This window comes from Sphingobium cupriresistens LL01 (genome assembly GCF_001046645.1).
GTDB lineage: Bacteria > Pseudomonadota > Alphaproteobacteria > Sphingomonadales > Sphingomonadaceae > Sphingobium > Sphingobium cupriresistens.
Window position 1 is genome coordinate 175,348 of record NZ_KQ130437.1, and the last position, 21,523, is coordinate 196,870.

Genomic DNA, 21,523 nt, shown 5'->3' on the forward strand with positions numbered 1-21,523 from the left:
AGCGTCGCAGTGATGCAGGAACGGCTCGGCGACGGCTCCACAAACCTGACGCTGATTAGGGGGACAAACTCGTCCGCAGTCCACTAACTTAACCTCGAATTGTGCCAAAAGCTCTGACGGCGGAATAAATACGAAATACGGGTCATTTGGAGGCCTCAGTGGGCTTCAAAATATAATTCGGACAACCGCAAGCAGACTCAGCGCCAATGCGACCAAGCTGGGTAATATGACCGCCGCACCGCAGACGAAGGCTAGGATGCCGACCCAATTCCCACCATGTGTGCGCGTCATCAGATTTTCCTCGATCGCATTTTTGCCAAATATCATCCCCATTCATTAACTCGCTACGATCTGGACGGTTTCGGCTCGGTCGCCTGTTCCTGGGTATTCACCATGGGCATGTCGGCATCGGCATCTATGAAGATGCGTTCTGCCGCGCCATCAAGATCGTCATACTGCCCGCTGCTCATAGACCACAGGAAGGCGCCCAAGCCTACCAAACCCATTACCAGCGCAATCGGCACTAACCAAGCGAGAGCCGTCATGCCGCGCCCCCTGTAGGAACCAGCACGCGCTCTCGACGAGCCGTATTTGGGCTGGGTTCACTCTGAGAAGGGACGCGCAGAGCATTTGCCACTACTGAAATGGAGGATAGCGACATTGCGATTGCCGCGAGCAAAGGACTGACATGACCCGTGACGGCCATCGGCAACACCACTAAGTTGTATCCGACTGAAAAAACGAGGTTCTGCCGGACAAGCCTACGGGCAGCGCGGGAAACCCGGAGGGCTTGCGGAATAGCTGTGAGATCCTGTCCGAAAAACACGATATCGGCGGCAGCGCGGCCGATATCGGCGGCATTGGACGGTGCCATGGAAACATGCGCGGCGGAGAGAGCTGGTCCGTCGTTCAATCCATCGCCCACCATCAAGGTCTTGCACTGCTTATCGGCGAGCGCTTCGAGACGCTGCACTTTCTGCTGAGGCAGGAGGCCGGCGCGAAATTCCGCGATACCGATCGAGCCCGCCACCGCCGATACCGCTCCCGGGTCATCACCCGAAAGCAACTCCACTTCCAGACCAAGTTCCCTCACCTGACGCACCGCATCTCGCGCGCTGGCCTTCTCGCGGTCGGAAAAGCGAAAATGGCCTGCCAGTTCGCCATCAACTGAAAAGACCGTGTGGAGGCTGTCGATATCGCCATTGGTGCTCAGCGCCCAATCGGATCGGCCTATTCTGAATACATGGCCGGCACGGCGCGCTTCTAACCCCTTTCCCGGAAGCTCGGAAAAGCTTTCCAGGTTGACGCCTGAACGGCCCTCGCCACTTGCTGCGATGGCGCGCGCCACAGGGTGGTCGGATCGCGACGCCATGGCCAAGGCGACCTCGCGGTAGCGCTTGTCGATATCGGCTTCGGTTACGCGCAGATCGCCGATGGTCAGCGTGCCCGTCTTATCAAAAACGACAATATCGACCTCAGCCAAGCGTTCGAGCGCGCTTCCGTCCTTCAGGGCGATACCGCGCTCGAACAAGCGCTTCGCCGCAACGAGTTGCACCATGGGAATGGCCAAGCCTAATGCGCACGGGCAGGTGATGATGAGCACAGAAATCGCGATCGTGAGTGACCGATGCCAATCGCCGGTCGACAGAAACCACCCGACAAAGGTGGCGACGGCCAGCGAATGGATGATCGGTGAATAATAGGTCGCCACGCGATCCGCCAAGCGCCGGTAGCGTGCGCGGCCCTGCTCGGCGGCCTCCATCATCAGGACCATTTCCGCGAGAAAGGACTGCGCGCTCGTGCTGGTGACGCGGACTTCCAACGAGCCATTGAGATTGAGCATGCCGGACAGAAGCTTGCTGCCAGCCATTACGGGCGTCGGCATCGCCTCGCCCGTTACAGCGGCAGTGTCGACATCGCCCTCTCCGGCAATGACGACTCCGTCGAGCGGCACGCGTTCTCCCGGCGCGACGACGATGGCATCGCCCACCGCGATGCTGTCGAGCGCCACGAATGTGCGTGCACCATCCTCGGCGATGACCTTCGCGCCCGCAGGCATCATTTTCGCGAGGCCGAGCACTGCGGAACGCGCCTTGTCGCGCATCAGATAATCAAGCGTTCGTCCGATCAGCAAAAAGAAGATCAGCGTGACGACAGCGTCGAAATAGGCATGCGGGCCGGAATGCAATGTGTCGAAGATACTCAAGCCAAGCGCGAGGAGAATGCCGATCGAGATGGGCACGTCCATGTTGGTGCGACCTGCACGCAAGGCGGACCATGCCGATTGAAAGAAGATGCGCCCCGAATAGGCTACCGTCGGAATCGCCAGCAGCGCCGATATCGCATGGAAGAGATGGCGCGTACTTGCGTCAGCGCCTGACCATACCGACACCGAGAGCAGCATGATGTTCATCGCCGCAAATCCCGAGACCGCCATGGCAACGATCAACCTGCGTCTTTCGCGATCCGGCTGGCCCTCGAGATTGTTCAGCAGATTCGCTTCGAAGCCGGCTTTGGACAAGCTTTCGAGCAGCGGGGGGGCAGTCCCCGTCCTTTTCCACGTAACCGTAGCCCGCCGCGTCGAAAGGTTGACGCGTGCCGACACCACCCCATCGAGCTGAGCCAAGGTCCGCTCGATCTTCGCCATGCACCCGCCGCAGTGCGCGGTAGGTACCGACAATTGGGTCTGAAGGAGGCCATCATCCAGCACTCTGCTGGCGAGGATGAGTTCATCGACCGACTGGCGGGCCGGTGTTCGTCGCAACGCGATATCGTTCAAAGCGGCACGCGATGCCATTCCTAGGCGTCCGCTTCGGCGACCCCACGATAGGCATGCCAGGTGGCATGACCCAGCCATGGGAAAATAAGGATGAGCCCGAGAAGTCCTGTTGCCGCGCAAAGAATGAAAAGCGCCAGAACGATTCCTCCCCACACGATCATCGGCGCAAGGTTGTTCCATACGAGCGCCATGCTGGTCCCCATCGCCGTGAGCGCATCGACCTTTCGGTCCAGCAACATCGGAATCGCGAAAACACTGATCGCGAAGGCGAAGGAAGCGAACAATCCACCGACTGCCGTACCGACACCAAGGATGATCCAGCCCACGGGATCGGCCAGGAGGAAAGCCGTAATATGCGAAATGCCGGGGAACGGGCGGACGCCGAAGAATAGGGCATAGATGAGGACTGCCGAGCGAATCCATAAAAGCATGAGAAGACTGAGCAGCAACCCGGTGAAATAGACCTGTGGGCCCGCTGCGGGTTTCACGAAAAGCATGCCGCGCAGGCCGATTGTCTCGCCCTGCTCACGAGCCCGGCTCTTTTCATAGAGTCCTACGGCGAGCAGCGGGGCGACGATCATGAAGCCGGCGAGCGCGGGAAAAAGAATATAGTCTCGCCCGTACAGGGCGAGGATCGCGACCGCGGCGACCGACAGGACAAAGGTGCCCAGACCGTAAAGAAGGCTCGGCACCGGTCGATCCATTAGGTCGCGCCAACCCGCTCCAAGCCAGCGCAAGCCAACGAGCGGCGGGAGGTGGCGCTGAAGCCGGGCGTTCCTGGTTTCATCGATTCCCGACGTTTCGGTCAGCAATCCGTAAGAGGCGCTCTCCTCAGTCATGTCCAGCAACCTTTCAGCATGCCGATTTCGCCGCGCGATACTGGCCGCTCTCGCTCGCTCGCTCCTTCAAATGCCCAACGCAATTGGGCTGCGATTGGAACGCGACGTAAATCAAATGCGCATTGGCGAGAACGAACAGGAGCAGCCCGGCCGCTACGAAGCTCCAAACAATCCATCGCGATCTGCTTCGCGTCACATTCATGGCGCGGGCGAGCTCAGTGAGTGAACATAGAGCGCCAAAATCTTGATATCGGCGGCGCTCAGTCGTTCATCCCAGGTCGGCATATGGCCTTGGCGACCGCCATGCACAGTCTCGACAATCTGATCAAGGTCGCCCCCATAGATCCAGCGCGTGTCCGATAGATTGGGCGCGCCGACATCGCGTTTGCCGCGCGCATCTTCGCCATGGCAAATCGCGCAATTCGACATGAACACCTCGCGCCCCGACAAAACCGAGGCACGGTTGGCCGCCGTCACGAATTTGGGATGCGACAAGGAATAGATGTAATTGGCCGCCAGACTGACCTGATCGGCGTCGAGAATGCCATCCCGACCAAAAGAAGGCATCTGCGAGTTCCGACCCTGCGGATGCTGTTCATTGACCCCGACGCGCATAGTCTGCGCGATTGTTTCAAGATCACCGCCCCAGATCCAGTCATCATCAGTCAGATCGGGATAGCCATAACCGCCCTTGGCATTGATGCCGTGGCAGGCGGCACAATTATCACCGAAAAGCCGGTGACCGGTGCTGCGCACGATCGACATGAGCTGCGGGTCGGCCGCGATCTGTTCGAGATTCTCGCTTTCGATCCGCTTCATCCAGGCCGCGCGTCCCGCCTGCGCATCGACCAAATGCTTCTCGACCGAAGTGCGTTGGTCCGTGTTGAGAATGCCCTTGGTGTAAGTATGGCCCACCGGCCAGGTCGGCATGAGGATCCACCAGGCAAAGGCGAAAAGATGGGTGACAATCAGAAAGATCAACACGCCTTTGGGGACTGGCGTATCAAGCTCCTTGATGCCGTTCCAAACATGGCCGGTCGTCTCGCGGCCGCTGACGGGATCGCGTTCTACGTCCACGGCTTGTCATCCTGATCGAGAACGCTTTGCTTGGCTTTGTCGAACTTCTTTCGGTTGGAAGGACGAAACGTGTAGATGAGCACGCCGATCATCAGCCCGATGAGGTAGAACAGCCCCCAGCTTTTCGAGAATGCGACGAGAGCGTCGTGGCTTAAATCCATGGGTCTCTCCTCATCTCATTTCACCGGCCCAGGTGGCTTTTGCGGCGCTGCCGTATTCTTATACGGCGCATCGGTCAGCCGTCCCAAAACCTGGAGATAAGCCACCAAACCGTCCATTTCGGTGACTTCGGTCGCCACGTCGTCGAACACGCGCACTTGCGTTTCTTTGCCGTAGCGATCCGCAACACCGGACGACGTCGAGCTTTCCGGCGTCGCTTGGTCGTAAGCATCGATGCTGGCGTTTTCGATCATCGCGTCGGTGTAGGGAACGCCGGCAGCGCGCAGGGCTTTCAGATGCAAAGGCAGATCATCGACCCGCAGTGCGGTGCGCGCCAGCCAGGAATAGGCGGGCATGTTTGAATCGGGCACGACCTCGCGCGGATTGGTCAGATGGGCGACGTGCCAGAAATCCGAATATTTGCCGCCGATGCGGGCAAGATCCGGGCCGGTTCGCTTCGAGCCCCAGAGCATCGGATGGTCATACTTGGACTCGACCGCCAGAGAATAAGGCCCGTAGCGCTCGACCTCATCCTGCAAGGTGCGGATCATCTGGCTGTGGCAGGCATAGCAGCCCTCGCGAACGTAGATATTCCGACCTGCCAGTTCGAGTGGTGTGTAGAGCCGCATGTCAGGCGCCTTCTCCACTGTCTCATCGATCGTGAAGAGTGGGGCTATTTCGACAAGGCCGCCGACACTGGCAGCCGCGACAATTGCGAGCACGAAGCCGATGGTGCTCCGCTCAAGCTTGCGATGAAAGAGTTCCGCCATTGCTCAGCCCCTCACCACCGCGGTGGTGACGTTCAAAGGAACGTCGCCTTCTATCGCCGCGCTGGATGGCGATGCGCGAATGGTCCTCCACATATTGTAAGAGCCGATCACTGCTCCGATCAGGAACAACAGGCCGCCGAAGGTACGCGCGATGTAATAGGGATACATCGCGCGCAGCGAGTCGAGGAACGAATAGGCGAGCGTGCCTTCCTCCGTATAGGTCCGCCACATAAGGCCCTGGATAATGCCGGAATTCCACATTGCGAAAATGTAGACAAGTGTCCCGGCCAGAGCGAGCCAGAAATGCCACTCGACCAGCGCCGACGAATACATCTTCTCGCGCTTCCAGAGTGACGGCACCAGCGTATAGAATGAGCCGAAGGTAATGAGCGCGACCCATCCGAGTGCGCCTGCATGAACGTGGCCCACGGTCCAATCGGTATAATGCGAGAGAGAATTGACCGGGCGGATCGCCAGGAAGGATCCTTCGAAGGTAGAAATGCCGTAGAACACGGCTGCGACCATCATGAAGCGCAGCGTGGCATCGTCACGCACGCAGTGCCATGCGCCGTTCAACGTCAGCAAGGCATTCCCGGCCGAGGCCCAGGACGGAACGAGAAGCATGACCGAGAAGGTCATCCCCAGCGTCTGGACCCAATGCGGCAGCGCCGTATAGTGAAGATGATGCGAGCCGGCCCACATGTAGAAAAATGTGATGCCCCAGAAGCTCAGGATCGACAGCCGATACGAGAAGATCGGCCGCTGCGCCCGTATCGGCAGATAATAATAGAGCATCCCCAGGAAGCCGGCCGTGAGGAAGAAGGCGACGGCATTGTGGCCATACCACCACTGCACCATCGCGTCCTGCACGCCCGACCAGATCGTATAGCTTTTGGCGTGCCCCAGCGAGACGGGGACAGCGAGATTATTGATGATATGCAGAATTGCGACGACGAGGATGAAGGCCATGAAATACCAGTTGGCCACATAGATGTGGGGTTCTTTGCGGCGCGCCAGCGTCCTGATGTAGAGGACGAAATAGGTCACCCAGACGATCACCAGCCAGATGTCCGCATACCATTCGGCTTCGGCATATTCCTTCGATTGGGTGACACCAAGCAGATATCCGCTGGCGGCCAGGATGCAGAACAGATTGTAGCCGACAAGGACAAACCAGGGGGAAAGCTGATCGGGGAGCCGGGCACGCGAGGTCCGCTGCACGACATGAAACGAGGTGGCGATGAGCGCGTTGCCGCCAAATCCAAAGATCACACCGCTCGTGTGAACCGGTCGCAGGCGGCCGAAGCTCGCCCAGGCGCTATCGAATGTCAGATCGGGAAACGCGAGCAGGGCTGCCACCCATACTCCCACGAACATGGCGACCACTGCCCAGGCCATGCTCGCGATAATGCCGGCCTTGATCGGGTCGTCATAATAGCTTTCGAGGCGGGATTTTGGCGGCTCCGGCTCCCATAAGTCTCGGATTACAACAACTGCGCAAATGGCGCCGAAGATCAGGATCAGCCATCCGTGAACTTCTATCGTGTCCTGGGTGCCTGCGGCGGCGAGGACCAAACCGCAAAAGGCGACAGCAACAGAAATTGCGAGCGCGATCTGCCGCTCGGCCTCGGTCAAACTTTTAACCATGCCCGATCAATATCCCCCTTTGGTCGCTGCCACGCGGCTTTTTTTCAGCGCAGCACTGACTCCGGGGAGCGGGCCACGGAACTTGCGCATAAGCTGCAACACCTTAGTCCGCTCCGGGTTCCCGCCACGCCCGCTTTCCGACAAGTCATACGGCACAATTGGGGTCACCAATCAATGCCCTCACAACAATCCGTGACTGCCTGCCACGGCGCCGAGAAGCGTGATCACCGCAAACCCCAGAAGCCCGCGATGAACGACCTCCATGCGATCGAAGTCGGCGGCGGGCTGCGATGAATCCTCCATGCGTCGATGAAGAAATAACGGCTCAATCACGAACAGCATGGCAGCGAAAATCGCCCAGAGGCCAACCATCGCATGCATCCACCAGAAACGCAGGTCGGCGAACCGATCCCACATCTGCCCGCGCTCAACCATCCAAAAGCCGCTGACGCCGGCAAGCAGCACCCAGATGCGCGCTTGCGCCGCGAAACGGCCTTCGAGCTTGTGGAAAGCCGCGAGCCTGTCAGCTGGCGGATGCGCGGCGCGAATGGACGGCATCACCACGAGTGTCACAAACGCCACGCCGCCGATCCAGAGCAGAACCGCGAGAACATGGATCGCCCGAGCTATGGTGATGTCGTCCATAACGTCTCCCGTCAGGCTGCCAGAAGTTCGTCCGCCGGGCCGAAGAACTCGTAGTGAATTCGGTCGGACGGCACACCGGCGAGCGACAAGGTCGAAACCGCGTGACGCAGGAACGGGCGCGGTCCGCAAATATAGTAGTCGGCCTCACCGACCGGCGTGTTGGCGACGAGCCACTCATCGGTGATGATGCCGGAGACATCATAGTCCTGGCCCTGCGCTTCGCCTTCCAGCGGAGTTTGATGGAAATCGGTAACCGACACCGCGCTGCCCTGCCCAGCTACGGTGCGGACATGATCGCGCATCGCATGCGTGTCGCGATCATGGGTTCCGTGAATATAGTGAACGGGCACATCGGCGCCGCTCTGCGCAAGCGCCTCGAGCATCGCCACCATTGGCGTCAGGCCCACACCGCCGGAGAGGAGGACCACGGGACGTTCGACGTGCTCGGAAAGGAAGAACTCGCCCGCCGGCGCGGCGACCTTCAACACGGTTCCGGGCTTCACCTCGTCATGAAGCCATCCCGAAGCCAGGCCCTGCGATTCGCGTTTCACCGAAATGCGATAGGTTTCGCCATTGGCAGCCGCCGAAATCGAGTAGTTGCGCTTGACCGGCGGATGACCGGGAATCTCCAGCCAGAAAGTCAGATACTGCCCCGGCTTGTGCTGCATGACGGGTCCGCCATCGACCGGGCGGAGAATGTAGGAATTGATGACGCTGCTCTCGCGCAAGACGTCTTCGACGCGGAAGTCACGCCAGCCATTCCATCCGCCCGCCGCGTCCTTCTGCTCTGTGTAGACCCGCTGCTCGCGTGCGATCAGGATATTGGCGAGGAACCAGTAGGCCTCGCCCCATGCCGCAAGGATTTCCTCCGTTGCTGCATCTCCCAGCACCGCCTTGATCGCGCCAAGGAGCGCCTCGGCAACGTGCGGATAGTGCTCGGGCAAAATCTGAAGGCCCACATGCTTTTGCGCGATCCGCTCAACAGCAGGCGCAAGCGCACCGAGATTTTCAATATTGCTGGCATAGGCGAGAATGGCGCCCGTGAGCGCACGCGGCTGCGATCCGGAGTCGCCATGATGCGACTGATTGAAAAGGTCGCGGATTTCCGGGTTCTGGAACATCCGGGAATACATTTCGTGTACGATGTCCAGACCATGCGCTTCCAGCGCGGGAACGGTCGCCTTGACGAGCGCGATCGTCTGATCGCTAAGAGGTTGCGACATGAACTTCTCCTTCTGAAATGCGTTGAAATTTCCGGCAATGTCAGCGCGCGGGCGGCTGATCGTAGAAATCGACCTGCATCTTCATTGACCCCATCGGCGTCACGAAATGCGGCTGCTGCGGCAGAACCAATCCTGGCTGGTTCGGTGTCAGCACGATCTCCGAAGGCGGATCGAGATAGGTGAGCTTAAGCTCGCCTTCCAAAACGCGGATCAGGCCCCAGACACCGGCCTTGGTATCGTGTCGCGCCCGCAAGGCAGCCGGTAGTGTATCCTGATCAAACACCGGTGTGGAACGATAGGGAAGGATGTCAGGCATGGCTTTGCACTCTCCGCCTTGGGCAATCCAGCGTATCGGAATTGATTGCCGAGCCTTCCGCGCGTTGCCGATCGAGCCGAAAAAACACGGCGAGCTGCAGGCTTTCGGCGATCCGCTTCGCTTTCGCTTGCAAAGCGGCGGCGGCTTCGGGCGACATCATTTCGTTGGTCGCCTCAGCCCAAAGCGTTAGCCATCGGTCGAATAGCGCCGGCGTAATTCGTGATTTGTGCTTCAAATGAGCCGGCACCGGTTGACCCTTGTATCGACCACTGGTGAGCATCACCGATGACCAGAATGCCGCCAGCTTTTCGAGATGTTCCGGCCAATCGGCGATCGCGTCGTTGAAGATCGGCCCCAGCTCGGCATCCTCGCGGACCCGCGCATAGAACAGCGTCACGAGACGGCTTAGCCCTTCCTCGTCAACCTGCGTATCGTCATCCATTGACCGACTCCGAAATCATGTATCTACGCTACATGTATCACCGGGTTGGAAACATGCAACAAGAATGCATATATATTAGTGCAGCGTCGATTGGGCGCTGTGACCGGGAAGCGACATGAAGCTGACGCGCTACACCGACTATGCCCTTAGGGTGCTGCTTTACCTTGGAGCGCGGCCTGATCGGCTATGCTCGATTTCCGAGATGGCGGGTGCCTATGCGATCTCGCAAAACCATTTGATGAAGGTGGTTCACGACCTCGGAAAAGCGGGCTTTGTGGCGAGCGCTCGGGGGCGTCTTGGCGGAATTCGCCTCGCGCGACCGCCGGGTGAGATTATCATCGGATCGGTCGTGCGGCACACGGAGGATGGGTTCGATCTGGTCGATTGCGGAAGCTGCATCATCGCGCCGGCGTGCGGAGCGACGGGCGTTCTTCGCGAGGCGCTTGCCGCATTCATGGCCGTGCTCGACAGCTACACGCTCGACGACCTGTTGGCGAGGCGGGTCGATATGCTCAGTCTCTTTGCACCCGAAGCGGCATAGAGGCTCTGCCGATGGAGGAGGAATGCGCGCGCTATCGTTGTGAGGGAGAAGATGGCTCGCCGATCACCGTTTTGGAGTTTCAATACTTCGGTCAAGCTGAAACGAAACCCGGCCGACGCCGTTACCCAGGTGCGCAGCGCCTAGAGTCTGTCCTGGCTGATTTGAATCGGTTGCGGGATTCCCAAGCGGGGTAAGATGTGATTCATGTGTGGACGGCCCCTGTTGGGCAAGGGGGAAATTGACGCGTTGATCTGAGCCGGGTCAGGTTCATTCATGTGTCCGGCCTGTTTGCGCGGCGTGAAAGGCCGCTGGCCATGATGGTGTCGGTGGATGGGATCCTCATCAAGCTGGCGCGCTGTGATGCGCGTTGAATCACTCAGGTTGTTTCCATCCCCGGCAAGCCCCGGATCGGCATCACGCGTGTCGTTCTCTCCTGCCCAAAGTGGTTGGCGCCAGGTCAGGCGGTTACCGGACCGGCGCGGTAATTTTCATCGCGCGCCATCACGGCCCAGGCGATCCGGGCCATCTTGTTGGCGACCGCGACGGTCACCAGCCTTGCGGGCTTGCGCTCGAGCAGCTGGTTCGCCCAGATGCTGACGGTCGTCTGCTTGCGCCGGGTGTAGCGGACAACGGCGGTTGCGCCGACGACTAGCAAATGGCGCAGATAGCGATCCCCCATCTTCGATATCGCGCCCATTCGCTCCTTCCCGCCGGAGGAATGTTGCTTGGGTACCAACCCCAGCCAGGCGGCAAACTGGCGACCGGAACGGAAGATAGCGGCGTCGCCGACGGTCGCAACGAGCGCGGTGGCGGTGATAAACCCGATGCCGGGGATCGTCTCCAAACGCTTGCACGCGGCATTGGCGCGATGCCAAGCCATCAACTCGATCTCGATCTGACGGATCTGTTGGCTCAAGCCATCAATCATGCCGGCGATCAGCAGCAATGTCTGCCGCGCCAGTTCCGGGATCGCTGCTTCGCCCGCGTTGAGAACGCCGACGAGCTCGCGGACATGGGCGCGGCCTCTGGGTGCCACAATCCCATATTCGGCCAGATGCGCGCGCAGCGCACTAACCTGCGCGGTCCGCTGCCGGACCAGCAGGTGACGGGCGCGATGCAACATCAGCACGCTCTGCGCGTCGGCCGACTTGATCGCCACAAAGCGCATCGTCGGTCGCCTCACCGCCTCGCAGATCGCTTCGGCATCGGCTGCATCATTTTTGTTCCGCTTCACATAAGCCTTCACGTAGGCAGGCGGCATCAGCTTCACCTCATGGCCCAGGCATTGGAGCTGCCGCGCCCAGTAATGCGCTGTCGCGCAGGCTTCGATGCCGATCAGGCACGGCTCAAAGCCGCCGAGAACCGCCAGCAACTGATCCCGTCGAACTTTCCGACGCAACACCGGCTGCCCTGCATCATCGACGCCATGAAGCTGAAAAACGTTCTTGGCGATGTCGAGGCCAATCGTGGTAATCTGCATCCGGACGGCTCCTTCCCGTTGATGGTCGCTGACAGCATCATCCTGGCACGAATCGATGCCGCTGGGTCAGGGGCCGTCCACCTCATCAAGCTTCCTGCTGGAGTGGAGGCTAGCAGGAATGGCCAGACCTTATTCAAACGACTTGCGGGAGCGTGTGGCGAAGTTCGTCGCGTCAGGCCGAACGGTTCGTGAGGCGGCTGGTGTCTTTCGGGTAAGCGTGTCGAGCGCGGTGAGATGGTCTCAGCGTTGGCGCGGGACGGGCACCGCGGCATCGCGGCCGAGGATTGGCCGACCAGGTCGGCTGCTAGCATCCGAGCAGTCATGGCTTTTGGGCCGACTGGCCGAGCAGCCGGACCTGACGGTACGGGCATTGGCGATCGAGCTGCGCGAGCGGGGATACCGCACGATCAGTCACAACACGGTTTGGGCGCTGCTGCACTCGGCCGGTTTCAGCTTAAAAAAAAACGCTATTCGCCGACGAGCAGTTGAGGCCGTCGATCGCCCGACGGCGCGAGCAGTGGAAGAAGTATCAGCACCTGCTTGAAGCCAAACGACTCGTTTTCATCGACGAGACTTGGGCCAAGACGAACATGACGCCGATCCGGGGCTGGTGCCGGCGCGGCCAGAAGCTGGTGGCGCGGGCGCCCTTCGGCAAATGGCGCACCCTCACCTTCATCGCGGCGCTTCGGCATGACCGGATCGATGCACCCTGCGTTCTCGATGGGCCGATAAACGGGGAGATCTTTACCGCTTGGGTCGAGCAGTTCCTGGTGCCGACACTTAAGCCTGGCGACATCGTCATCATGGACAATCTGGGCAGCCACAAAGGCGCTGCAGTCCGCAAGGCGCTCCGCTCCGCTGGGGCCAAGCTGTTCTTCCTGCCAGCCTACAGCCCGGACCTGAACCCGATCGAGCAGGTCTTCGCGAAGCTCAAGCTCCTGCTCCGCAAGGCCGCTGAGCGATCGGTCGAAGCCACATGGCGTCGGATCGGATCCCTCCTCGACGCATTCCCTCCAGCCGAATGCGCAAGCTACCTGCGAAACTCCGGATATGCTTCAATATGAGCAGGACAGACTCTAGCTCTCTCCACCGGACAGCCTGTCCGGTATATGGCGTCACCTCAAGGTTTGTTCGCCAGACAACGATTTCTCGGACATAAGCGGAACATGGGCTACGCTACACGCTTCAACCGCGCCATTGGCTCGTTGAGTGGGTGGAATTCACCTGCTGGAAGTCGCCTGGCCTGCTCCCAGAGGTAATCGCCGGTCAGACTGATGTGCGCCCAGCCCATCGGAGAAAGGTGCGCAAGCAGTGCCGCATCGAACGTCGTGCCGACAGCGTTGAGGTGCTGGGCGGCCCGGTCGAGATAGACCGTGTTCCAGTAGGAAATCGCCGCAATCAGCAGGTTCAGCCCAGATGCGCGAAATTCCTGATTTTCCAGCGAGCGATCGGTGAACCGACCCTGCCGGTTGGTATAGATGGCGGCGGCAAGCGTGTGCCTCGCCTCGCCTTTGTTGAGACCGGCCTGACAGGCACGTCGCAGTTCCGGTTGTTCAAGCCAATCGAGCGTGAACAAAGTGCGCTCGATACGGCCCAGTTCAGCCAATGCAAAATCCAGCCTGTTCTGGCGTTTGTAGGCGGCAAGTTTTCGCAAGATTACTGACGGCGCCACCGTGCCATCCTTGATTGAGGCGACAATCCTGACGATGTCATCCCAATCGGCCTCGATCGCTGCCGTTTTGATGGTGCGGCCCATCAGATTTTCGATGCCCTTGTATGTCGATGGCGCAGCGATCGAACCCAGCTTGCGGTCGCCAATATCGCGCAGCCGTGGCGCGAAGCGGAACCCGAGTAGGTGGCAGAGTGCGAAAACATGATCGGTGGCGCCGCCGGTATCGGTATAGTGCTCATGCAACGGAAGGTTGCCGGCGCCCAGGACAAGCCCGTCGAGCACGTAAGGCGCTTCACCTGCCGTCGCGGACATGATCCGTGATCCGAATGATGCGAAGTGATCGGAAAGGTGAGAATAGATTTTCACGCCAGGTTCGGCGCCATATTTGGCATTGACGTCCGCCGCCCCTGAACGGCTCCGCCCCGACCGGAAGAACTGGCCATCGGACGACGAACTGGTGCCAGCGCCCCAATGCCGCGCGAAGGGTAATTCGTGATGGGCTGAGATGATCATGGCCAGCGCGGCCTGATAGTTCTCGGGTGAAAGATACCAGTTGTGGGTCCATGCGAGTTGGGCATAGCTGACGCCTTCGCTGGCATTGGCCATCCGCTCCAGCCCGAGGTTGGTGCCATCAGCCAGAATTGCGGCGAGTACCGTGCTGGGGTTGTCGTGCTCCTTGCCTGAGCGCAGGTCACGGAATGCGTTCAAAAAACCAGTGCGTTCGGCGACTTCAAGCAGCAGCTCGGTGATGCGCACGCGGGGAAGCAGGGTATCGAGCTTGCGATCGAGGGCTTCAGCTTCCGGTGGGGTGACAGGCGGCATTTGCTGAAGCTTGAGCCGGTCTCGTTCGAGCGACACTCCCTCAAGCTTGTTTGTTTTCAACTGCTTGGCAAATCGGCGCAGCCGCCAGTCAAGATTTCGTGCCCGGTCAGCGAGGTAGGATGCAGCATTTGAATCGAACGGAAGCACATCCGCCACTTTGGCGGCGTCGCGCCGACCCAGCAAATAGGCATCGAAGCGCTGATAGTTGCGGGTTCCCTCGATCCATACATCACCGGCGCGCAAACGATCACGCAAGGTTGCCATGATCGCAATTTCATAACGTCGGCGGTCGATACGGCCGCTTTCGGTGATGAGACGCTTCCACTGCCGATTGGGGAATGGCAGTGGAACGCCATCGGGAAGGTCGCGCGACTTTCGTGTGTTCGCATCGCGAATGACATCGATGGCTTTGATCAGTGCCGTCCCTGTTCCAGACGCCTTGAAGGTGAAGGCGTCCAGAAATGCCGGGCTGAAACGCCGTAGCGTGGCGTAACGCTCGGTTGCCGTTACCAGTGCGTCCTCGCCGGCAAGATCAGCAAGGGCATCTACTTGGGCCTTTGCCGCAACAAGCCGGTGCCAGCCCACCGCTTCGTCAATCAATTCGAGCGGATCGCCGCCATTCTGGACAGCCTCATCAAGTGCTGTAATCGTGGCGCCAAACAGCCGCATGAGTTGCCCCACCGACTGAATACTATCTTGGTAGCGACGCTCGCGCCCACGCCGCGCGCGCGTGAACATGCCGCCGATAAGTCGGTCAAACATTTGGATCGCGGCATCGGCAAGTCTGGCCTCAAGGTCGATCACTGCGGCCGTCAACGTCGCCCGCCTGCGATTGACGCTGTAATCCGAAAGCAGGAATGCCGGTGCCACGCCGCCCTCGCGGACAAATTGGGCAAAGCGGAATTCCGGAATGGCGCCCCCAACTACCGGGTGGATACCTATGCCGCGAACATAGCGCAGGCGCTCAAGCAAGCCATTGATATTGGCCGCAGTCGGGGCTTCTTCGAAATTACGCAACCACGCCAGCGGTGTCATGCCGAAATCCGGGTTGTTGATTACGAGTTCGTCTAGCCGTGTCAGTTCAGCAGAGCTGAGGCCTTCGACGATTGCGGCTGCGGCAGCTTTGCGTGCGCGTGCCCGGCCAGCAAGACCGGCGCGTTCCAGTGTGTCGCCTGACGGAAGAATGAACCGCTCACCCTTCAGGCCAACCATGAGGGCGCGAACAATCGGTTCACCTCTGTCTGTATACTCGGCGGCTTGCGCGGCAAGATTCAGGGCAAGTGCCAGGTCGCCGCGTCGAAACGGGCGTATGCCAAGATAACGCGCCACGAGATCGGCATGATCGGTACGGGTTTGCGCGCGCTGACCATATGCAGAGAAGGAGGAAGGATCGACGAATAACTGTGCCGCGAGGTACTGAAGAATGACGTCGGGAAGCCCGATCTCGGGTTGCAGACCAAAGCCGGGATGTCGCATCAAAGCGATTTGTGCAGCCAGACCGAGGCGATTTGCTGGACCATAGCGGCGCCCAACCAATTCAACATCTTCCGCAGAAAGGGTATAATGCCCAATGATCGCGGTTTCTTGGACAGGAGGATCGAACAGGCGCCGGCGCTCGTCTCCGGTCAGAAGTCGGCGTCGTGCCATTTTGCTCTCCCGCTGAGGCGAATAACAAAATTGACACCAAAGCGGCTTGCACTGGAGGGAGGCCATTCGTTGCCGGTTGATCCCCGAGCAATCACCCGGCGCAGCAAGACAGTTTGGCGACATCCTTATCAAACGTTTGGGCCGCCAGTTTGAGGCCTTCCACAGTGGTCAGGTAAGGAAATATCGTTGCACCCAATTCCAGGGTGGTCATGCCGTGTTTGATCGCCAGCACCAGTGTCTGGATCGAATCCGCGCCTTCGGGTGCCATGATCTGGCCGCCCAGCAAACGGTCGTTCGCCTTGTCGGCAATCAGTTTGATGAGACCCCGCGTATCGCGTGCTGCCAGTGCCCTTGGCACAGCATCGAGCGGGAGCAGCGAAACCTTGATGTCCAGGCCTTGCGCCCGTGCTGTCGTTTCAGTGAGGCCGGCGCTGGCGACTTGCGGGTCGGTGAAGACGACGGATGGCATGGAGGAATTGTCGTAGCGGTATTGGTTGCCCGTCACCGCGTTGCGCGCGGCCAGTTTTGCGCCATAGGCGGCCATGTAGACGAACTGGTCCCGTCCCGTTACATCGCCCGCCGCGTAAATGCCTGGAACCGACGTTTCGAGGTGGTCATCGACGACGATTCCACCATTACGGGCAAGCACTATGCCGCGCTCCTCCAGCCCAAGCCCGTCGCTATTGGGTCGGCGTCCGGTGGCGATGAGCACCTGTTCCGCCGCGACGGTGTCACAATGCCCCTCGCAGGTCAATTCGACCCCGCTCTGTGTTTGGGCGATACGCTGATAGCCGACACCTGCGCAAACCCGCACGCCCTCGGCTTCCAAATAGTTTTTCAGCGCGGCACTCACTTCCGGGTCCATTTCGGGGAGCAGGCGGCTTCGGCAGCAGATGGTGACATCAACGCCCAGACGCGAAAACATCTGTCCCAGTTCTACCCCGATCACCCCGCCACCGATCACCAGCAGCGATTTGGGCAAGCGATCCAGCGCCAGCGCCGATGTGCTGGTTAGGTAGGGCACGCTGTCCATCCCCGGAATCGGCGGCACGGCGGCGTGCGCACCCATCGCCAATATGACCTTGCCGACCTTCATGGGCGCATCGCCGACAATCAGCGCACCATCGGCAAAGCGTGCCTTGCCCTCGATATAGCTCACACCGTCATAGGCGGGCAGCAGATCGACATATTTTTTTTGGCGCAGCGTCGTGACAAGATCGTCCTTCGACGCCGCCAATACGGACCAGTCATCCATCTGGACAGCGCCCCCAAGGCCGGGAAAGCGCGCGGCGGCAAGCCCACCATGCACCGCTTCGGCGGCGCGGATCAGCGTCTTGGAAGGAACGCAGCCAACATTGACACAGGTGCCGCCAATCGTGCCGTGACCGACGAGCGCCACTTTCGCGCCCAGATCGGCAGCGGCGATCGCGGCGGAGAACCCGGCAGAACCCGCGCCGATGACGGCCACGTCAAATCCTTCCTGCCCGGGGCGGTTGCAACAGTCGTTCATTGCTTATCGCTTTCTTGAGGCGCTGGCGGCGCCCCGCTCAGTTTTGAATAGCGCGCGCCGGATAACCCGCGTTGGTTGATGCAGCGGCAATCGCAGCAGCATTGGTGCGGCGCGGGTTATAGGTTGCGCGCGCGGTCTTGGCTGCGAAATCGACCGTGACCGCCGTTACCCCGGCGACGCCTTCCATCGCCTTCTTCACGGTGATCGGGCAGGTGGCGCAGGTCATGTTCTCTATGGCAAAGGTGGTTTGCTTCTGAGCGGTTGCGGTAGCCGCGGGGCGATCTTGCGCCGTGCCACTAACTGCATAGGCGACCCCGCCGCCAGCCATAGCCAGCACGGCCATAGCGATACATACTGTCTTTTTCATGGGTATTTCCTTTCAATAGAACCAGGGTGCCCACCAGTCGATGGTGAGCGCCAGGATGGCGACGGCAAGGCCCAGCCACAGCACCGCCTTGGTGGTCCAAGCCGATTGTGGACGAGCGCAGTAGGAACCGTCTTCACAGGGCGGTTTCGGCTTGAAATAGACATGCCAGAAGCCGTAGCCGAGCAGCGCGAGCGTTACGCCTGCGACATAGGGCTTGTAAGGTTCGAGCGCCGTCAGGTTGGCGATCCACGCGCCGGAAATTCCGAGCATAACCAACAGTAGCGGGACGACGCAGCAAGCCGAGGCGAGCCCCGCGCCGATCAATGCGCCCGCCGCAACCCAGTTTGCCTGCTTCGGCTCGTGGTTTTCGGTGAGGGCTGGCTGTCCCGCTTCCGGCGTTGAGACCATGGCTTGAATCCCTTGTTCCAACTGAGTGATTCGCAGTGTAGGCTCTGTAGCCACTACAGACTCAAGAGGTATTTTCATGGAGCAACAGGTCGGCATCTTGCGTGCCCAGCTTGCCCGGAAAACAGGCTGCAATCTCGAAACCATCCGCTATTACGAGAAGGTGGGATTGCTGCCGGGGCCGCCTCGCAGTTCCAACGGCTACCGCGTCTATTCGCCGGAACTGGTGCAAAGGTTGCAGTTCATCCTGCGCGCGCGCGACCTTGGCTATGCAATGGATGAGATACGGTCATTGTTGTCGCTCACCGATACCGGTGCACAAACCTGCGCGGAGGTTATGGCGAGAACCGAACTCCACCTTGAAGATGTCCGCCGCCGCATTGCAGATTTGCAGAAGATAGAGGTGACGCTGGCGACCACGTTAGCCAGATGCACTGGAGATGACGTTGCCGAATGTCCCATCCTGGAAGCACTCCAGTTTTTACCCCATCAAGGCAATTGACGCCATCTTTGAGGGATTTGATTTTGTGATGTCAGCTTGGAGTATAGCCTAACCGGACGTCAGGGCGCTACCGCGGTTTCTGTCAGATTAGGGTACTAAACGGAATTTGTTGACGAATGTCGTTGCGTATCATAGATTTCAACCTGACATTTTGATGGAGAGAGTGCGCAGTGAAGGGGCAACGGATCGGCTATGTCCGGGTCAGCACGTTCGATCAGAATGTGGATCGCCAATTGGAAGGTCAGTCGCTCGATCGGACCTTCACCGACAAGGCATCGGGCAAGGACGTCAACCGCCCCCAGCTTGAGGCTCTGCTCACTTTCGCCCGCGAAGGCGATACCGTCGTCGTCCACAGCATGGATCGGTTGGCCCGCAATCTGGATGACCTGCGCAAGCTGGTCCAGGGCCTCACCAAGCGAGGTATCCGGATCGAGTTTGAGAAGGAAAGCCTGTCCTTCTCGGGGGAGGACTCCCCGATGGCCAATCTGATGCTCTCGGTCATGGGTGCGTTTGCTGAGTTCGAGCGCGCCCTGATCCGCGAACGGCAACGCGAAGGCATTGCGATCGCTCGGCAGCGCGGCGCCTATCGGGGGCGGAAACGGTCGCTCTCGGATGAGATGATTGCCGATCTGCACCGCCGCGTTGCCGCCGGTGAACGCAAGGCGACCATCGCGCGCGACATGGGCATCAGCCGCGAAACCCTCTACCAGTACCTTCGCGCCGCTGCCTGACACCAATGTTCACATTATGTCCGGAAAATCGTTGTTCAGCGTACAAAGCTTGAGGTGACGCCATATCCCGCAAATATCTCGCCGACCATCATGATCGCCGTCAGGCCCACGACCCACAGGGTTCGCCGCGCATTCTCATCGTGAGAGGCTCCCAGATACACGTGCGCGTGCGCGAAATCGTCTATGTCGCGGAGTGTTGTCATTATCTCGGCCCTATTTCGCGTAGCGGCGTATCACCGCGATCAATTCTTCCGCCCCTGCGGCACGATCATCGGCCGCGAGGTCGGGATGCGCCACATGAGTCCGGACATGCTCTTCGATGATCTCGTCCATGAGGCCATTCATGGCGCCGCGCGTCGCTGCGACTAGATGCAGGGTTGTGGTGCAGTCGGTTCCTGCGGTTAGCGCTTTCTCGATCGCTGCGACCTGTCCCGCGATGCGGCGGATCCGCTTTAGGAGTTCATCATTGCCTTTGGTCAAATGTCCCATAGCATACCCCCCTATCCTATCGGGGATCGGATAGATAGCATTGTTCGCAAGCGTTTCAGGCCGATCTAAGTCGCGTTGCGGCTTGCCCACATGAGGAAACGGCCCATCAATGCCATGCAACCGCATTCGTCCACGCTGCCGAGCGAACGCATTATCCGGGGCTCAGAAGAAGGGGGTGTTTCATTGAAGACACATTGAATGGCCGCAAAGTGGTCAGCACCCATCTCAAAGACATCGTACTCGGCGGCATCGACGAACTTGGCGCTCCGGTGCAAGACTTTCATCAGGCCGCTATCCGAAGCGGTGCGCGCAGTGCTTCATATTGTGCGAATAGATCATCGAAATGATCGGCCATCGTGCGCGGAGCACGATGAGGAAATGCGGCCGAGCCTGCCGCATCAAATTGTCTCGAACGAACACAATCCAGGATTGCACTCGCGGCGCCCGCCGCAGACCCCGAAGAATAGCGCCAGCCTCGCTGAACAATTGCCTGATCGGAAGCGCCTCCATCGCTTGGGACAATCAATGGCAACCCTGACGCGGCAGCTTCGGCTGCAACCATGCAAAAAGTTTCGGCCTCGCACCCGTGGATGAGCGCGTCGGCGCTCGCCATCGTCGCCGCAAGTGCGTGTCGATCGGTGATAGGGGCCAAAAGTCGGATATGGGGGTTAGCACTTATCTGGCGGATGATCTTCGTTCGTTCCCGGCCATCGCCCATCAGTATGAGTCCGACTGGCTCCTGGAACTGCGCAGACATGACGGCTTCAACGACCATGGGCCACCGCTTCTCGGGACCGTGCCTACCTACGCCGATCAACAGGGTACCGGTGACATCGAGACCACAAAGTTCCAGAAGGCGCCTCCGGAGTGCAGTGTCACGCAAGTTGGGGGAGAAGATGCCGGGCTCGACCCCCATCGCAATCGTTGAAACGCCGCGCAGTCCGCCGCCCTTAAGCCGAGCCGACAAGCTCTGGCTCGCGCTGATGACACTGTCAAAGCTGGCATCGAGTCGGCGCAAGTGCCGCCAAAACCAGTCAAATCCACGGTCGATTGTCGGTCGATCTGCGAGCATCTCGAACCATCGATAGGCGTAGGCCGCGAGTGGATCGGCATGCATCACCAGTGAACGTATCGCCTTTCCCTTCCAGGCCGCGACCATCGAAGCACTGCGCCAAGGCGAGGACACTTCGACCACATCAGGCTGTTCGCGATCGAGTTCGGCGTGAAGTACCTTGGCATCGGCGAAATAGTGATAATTGCCGTCCAAGAGAAATTTGGGGGATGCCAACCACACTATCCGCGCGCCGCGCCCCCGCTCCTCGACGCATGAACGGGGACCGGGGGCGATCACCACGATCTCATGTCCTGCCTTAGGACCTTCTGCGAGCTTGCGATCGATGTAAGTGCGCACCCCGCCGCCCTTGGGTGAATAAAAGGCGCAGACGTCGACGATCTTCATA

General features: G+C 59.8%; 23 protein-coding genes and 1 pseudogene. 4 read left to right on the forward strand and 20 right to left on the reverse strand.

Annotation, left to right across the window (positions count from 1 at the left end; translation table 11 throughout):
• Nucleotides 1-344: 344 nt before the first annotated feature.
• The 11 genes from ccoS to V473_RS19695 all read right to left on the reverse strand — a co-directional run bounded on the left by ccoS (nt 345) and on the right by V473_RS19695 (nt 9,897).
• Nucleotides 345-545 (reverse strand): cbb3-type cytochrome oxidase assembly protein CcoS, encoded by a 201-nt coding sequence (ccoS, locus tag V473_RS19640; RefSeq protein ID WP_024018152.1) that lies wholly within the window; start codon nt 543-545, stop codon nt 345-347.
• A complete protein-coding gene (locus V473_RS19645) occupies nt 542-2,779 on the reverse strand; it encodes a heavy metal translocating P-type ATPase (RefSeq protein ID WP_235955077.1) in 2,238 nt (745 codons plus the stop codon). The genes ccoS and V473_RS19645 overlap by 4 nt, the downstream gene beginning before the upstream one ends.
• A 20-nt stretch (nt 2,780-2,799) precedes the next feature.
• On the reverse strand, nt 2,800-3,618 hold the full coding sequence (locus V473_RS19650) for a DUF2189 domain-containing protein (RefSeq protein WP_031308570.1): 819 nt from the start codon (nt 3,616-3,618) through the stop codon (nt 2,800-2,802).
• A gap of 198 nt (nt 3,619-3,816) precedes the next feature.
• Complete coding sequence (gene ccoP, locus V473_RS19660) at nt 3,817-4,695, reverse strand: cytochrome-c oxidase, cbb3-type subunit III (RefSeq protein WP_024018149.1); 879 nt, start codon at nt 4,693-4,695, stop codon at nt 3,817-3,819.
• On the reverse strand, nt 4,686-4,856 hold the full coding sequence (locus V473_RS19665; RefSeq protein ID WP_024018148.1) for a cbb3-type cytochrome c oxidase subunit 3: 171 nt from the start codon (nt 4,854-4,856) through the stop codon (nt 4,686-4,688). Before V473_RS19665 ends, ccoP begins: the two co-directional genes overlap by 10 nt.
• A gap of 15 nt (nt 4,857-4,871) precedes the next feature.
• On the reverse strand, nt 4,872-5,624 hold the full coding sequence (gene ccoO, locus V473_RS19670) for a cytochrome-c oxidase, cbb3-type subunit II (RefSeq protein WP_066609028.1): 753 nt from the start codon (nt 5,622-5,624) through the stop codon (nt 4,872-4,874).
• A gap of 3 nt (nt 5,625-5,627) precedes the next feature.
• Complete coding sequence (gene ccoN, locus V473_RS19675) at nt 5,628-7,271, reverse strand: cytochrome-c oxidase, cbb3-type subunit I (protein ID WP_024018146.1); 1,644 nt, start codon at nt 7,269-7,271, stop codon at nt 5,628-5,630.
• A 180-nt stretch (nt 7,272-7,451) separates the two neighbouring features.
• Nucleotides 7,452-7,916: a hypothetical protein gene (locus V473_RS19680; protein ID WP_024018145.1), complete on the reverse strand. Its 465-nt coding sequence runs from the start codon at nt 7,914-7,916 to the stop codon at nt 7,452-7,454.
• An 11-nt stretch (nt 7,917-7,927) separates the two neighbouring features.
• On the reverse strand, nt 7,928-9,139 hold the full coding sequence (hmpA, locus tag V473_RS19685; protein ID WP_024018144.1) for an NO-inducible flavohemoprotein: 1,212 nt from the start codon (nt 9,137-9,139) through the stop codon (nt 7,928-7,930).
• A gap of 40 nt (nt 9,140-9,179) precedes the next feature.
• Nucleotides 9,180-9,455 carry a TehB family protein gene (locus V473_RS19690; RefSeq protein ID WP_031308569.1) on the reverse strand — a complete coding sequence of 92 codons (276 nt, stop codon included), beginning with the start codon at nt 9,453-9,455 and terminating at the stop codon, nt 9,180-9,182.
• Entirely contained in the window at nt 9,448-9,897 is a 450-nt protein-coding gene (locus tag V473_RS19695) for a group III truncated hemoglobin (protein ID WP_031308568.1), read from the reverse strand. The genes V473_RS19690 and V473_RS19695 overlap by 8 nt, the downstream gene beginning before the upstream one ends.
• A gap of 115 nt (nt 9,898-10,012) precedes the next feature.
• Here V473_RS19695 and V473_RS19700 point away from each other — a divergent pair, with 115 nt between their 5' ends.
• Nucleotides 10,013-10,438, forward strand: coding sequence for an Rrf2 family transcriptional regulator (locus V473_RS19700; RefSeq protein ID WP_024018143.1), 426 nt, complete (start codon nt 10,013-10,015; stop codon nt 10,436-10,438).
• A gap of 457 nt (nt 10,439-10,895) precedes the next feature.
• On the opposite strand, the gene V473_RS19705 is transcribed toward V473_RS19700, so the two are convergent.
• Nucleotides 10,896-11,918 (reverse strand): IS110 family RNA-guided transposase, encoded by a 1,023-nt coding sequence (locus V473_RS19705; protein ID WP_024018141.1) that lies wholly within the window; start codon nt 11,916-11,918, stop codon nt 10,896-10,898.
• Nucleotides 11,919-12,036: 118 nt separating this feature from the next.
• Here V473_RS19705 and V473_RS23140 point away from each other — a divergent pair.
• A protein-coding gene (locus tag V473_RS23140) for an IS630 family transposase (protein WP_161633889.1) occupies nt 12,037-12,982 on the forward strand; the annotation gives its coding sequence in 2 pieces (ribosomal slippage) (nt 12,037-12,375 and nt 12,377-12,982; 945 coding nt in all).
• A gap of 107 nt (nt 12,983-13,089) precedes the next feature.
• Here V473_RS23140 and V473_RS19715 read toward each other — a convergent pair.
• The 4 genes from V473_RS19715 to V473_RS19730 form a co-directional block, all read right to left on the reverse strand.
• A complete protein-coding gene (locus V473_RS19715; RefSeq protein ID WP_014072601.1) occupies nt 13,090-16,059 on the reverse strand; it encodes a Tn3 family transposase in 2,970 nt (989 codons plus the stop codon).
• Nucleotides 16,060-16,150: 91 nt separating this feature from the next.
• Entirely contained in the window at nt 16,151-17,527 is a 1,377-nt protein-coding gene (gene merA, locus V473_RS19720; protein ID WP_021222959.1) for a mercury(II) reductase, read from the reverse strand.
• A gap of 79 nt (nt 17,528-17,606) precedes the next feature.
• Complete coding sequence (locus V473_RS23145) at nt 17,607-17,936, reverse strand: heavy-metal-associated domain-containing protein (RefSeq protein ID WP_004213249.1); 330 nt, start codon at nt 17,934-17,936, stop codon at nt 17,607-17,609.
• Nucleotides 17,937-17,948: 12 nt separating this feature from the next.
• Nucleotides 17,949-18,344 (reverse strand): mercuric transporter MerT family protein, encoded by a 396-nt coding sequence (locus V473_RS19730; protein WP_014072602.1) that lies wholly within the window; start codon nt 18,342-18,344, stop codon nt 17,949-17,951.
• Between the two features lie 76 nt (nt 18,345-18,420).
• On the opposite strand from V473_RS19730, the gene V473_RS19735 reads away from it, so the two are divergent.
• The gene (locus V473_RS19735; protein ID WP_014072603.1) at nt 18,421-18,843 is read left to right on the forward strand and encodes a MerR family transcriptional regulator; all 423 of its coding nucleotides are present in this window, start codon (nt 18,421-18,423) and stop codon (nt 18,841-18,843) included.
• A 170-nt stretch (nt 18,844-19,013) separates the two neighbouring features.
• On the forward strand, nt 19,014-19,574 hold the full coding sequence (locus V473_RS19740) for a recombinase family protein (RefSeq protein ID WP_004213255.1): 561 nt from the start codon (nt 19,014-19,016) through the stop codon (nt 19,572-19,574).
• A 62-nt stretch (nt 19,575-19,636) separates the two neighbouring features.
• Here the strand turns inward: V473_RS19740 and V473_RS23695 are convergent.
• From V473_RS23695 to V473_RS19755, 4 genes and pseudogenes are all read right to left on the reverse strand, one after another.
• A pseudogene (locus V473_RS23695) lies at nt 19,637-19,777 on the reverse strand (cation transporter); the annotation flags it as partial.
• Between the two features lie 10 nt (nt 19,778-19,787).
• Nucleotides 19,788-20,063, reverse strand: a complete 276-nt coding sequence (locus V473_RS19745) for a metal/formaldehyde-sensitive transcriptional repressor (RefSeq protein WP_066609029.1) — start codon at nt 20,061-20,063, stop codon at nt 19,788-19,790.
• Nucleotides 20,064-20,128: 65 nt separating this feature from the next.
• Entirely contained in the window at nt 20,129-20,347 is a 219-nt protein-coding gene (locus V473_RS24205; RefSeq protein WP_066609030.1) for a hypothetical protein, read from the reverse strand.
• Nucleotides 20,347-21,522 (reverse strand): glycosyltransferase, encoded by a 1,176-nt coding sequence (locus V473_RS19755; protein WP_066609031.1) that lies wholly within the window; start codon nt 21,520-21,522, stop codon nt 20,347-20,349. The genes V473_RS24205 and V473_RS19755 overlap by 1 nt, the downstream gene beginning before the upstream one ends.
• Nucleotide 21,523: the final 1 nt, after the last annotated feature.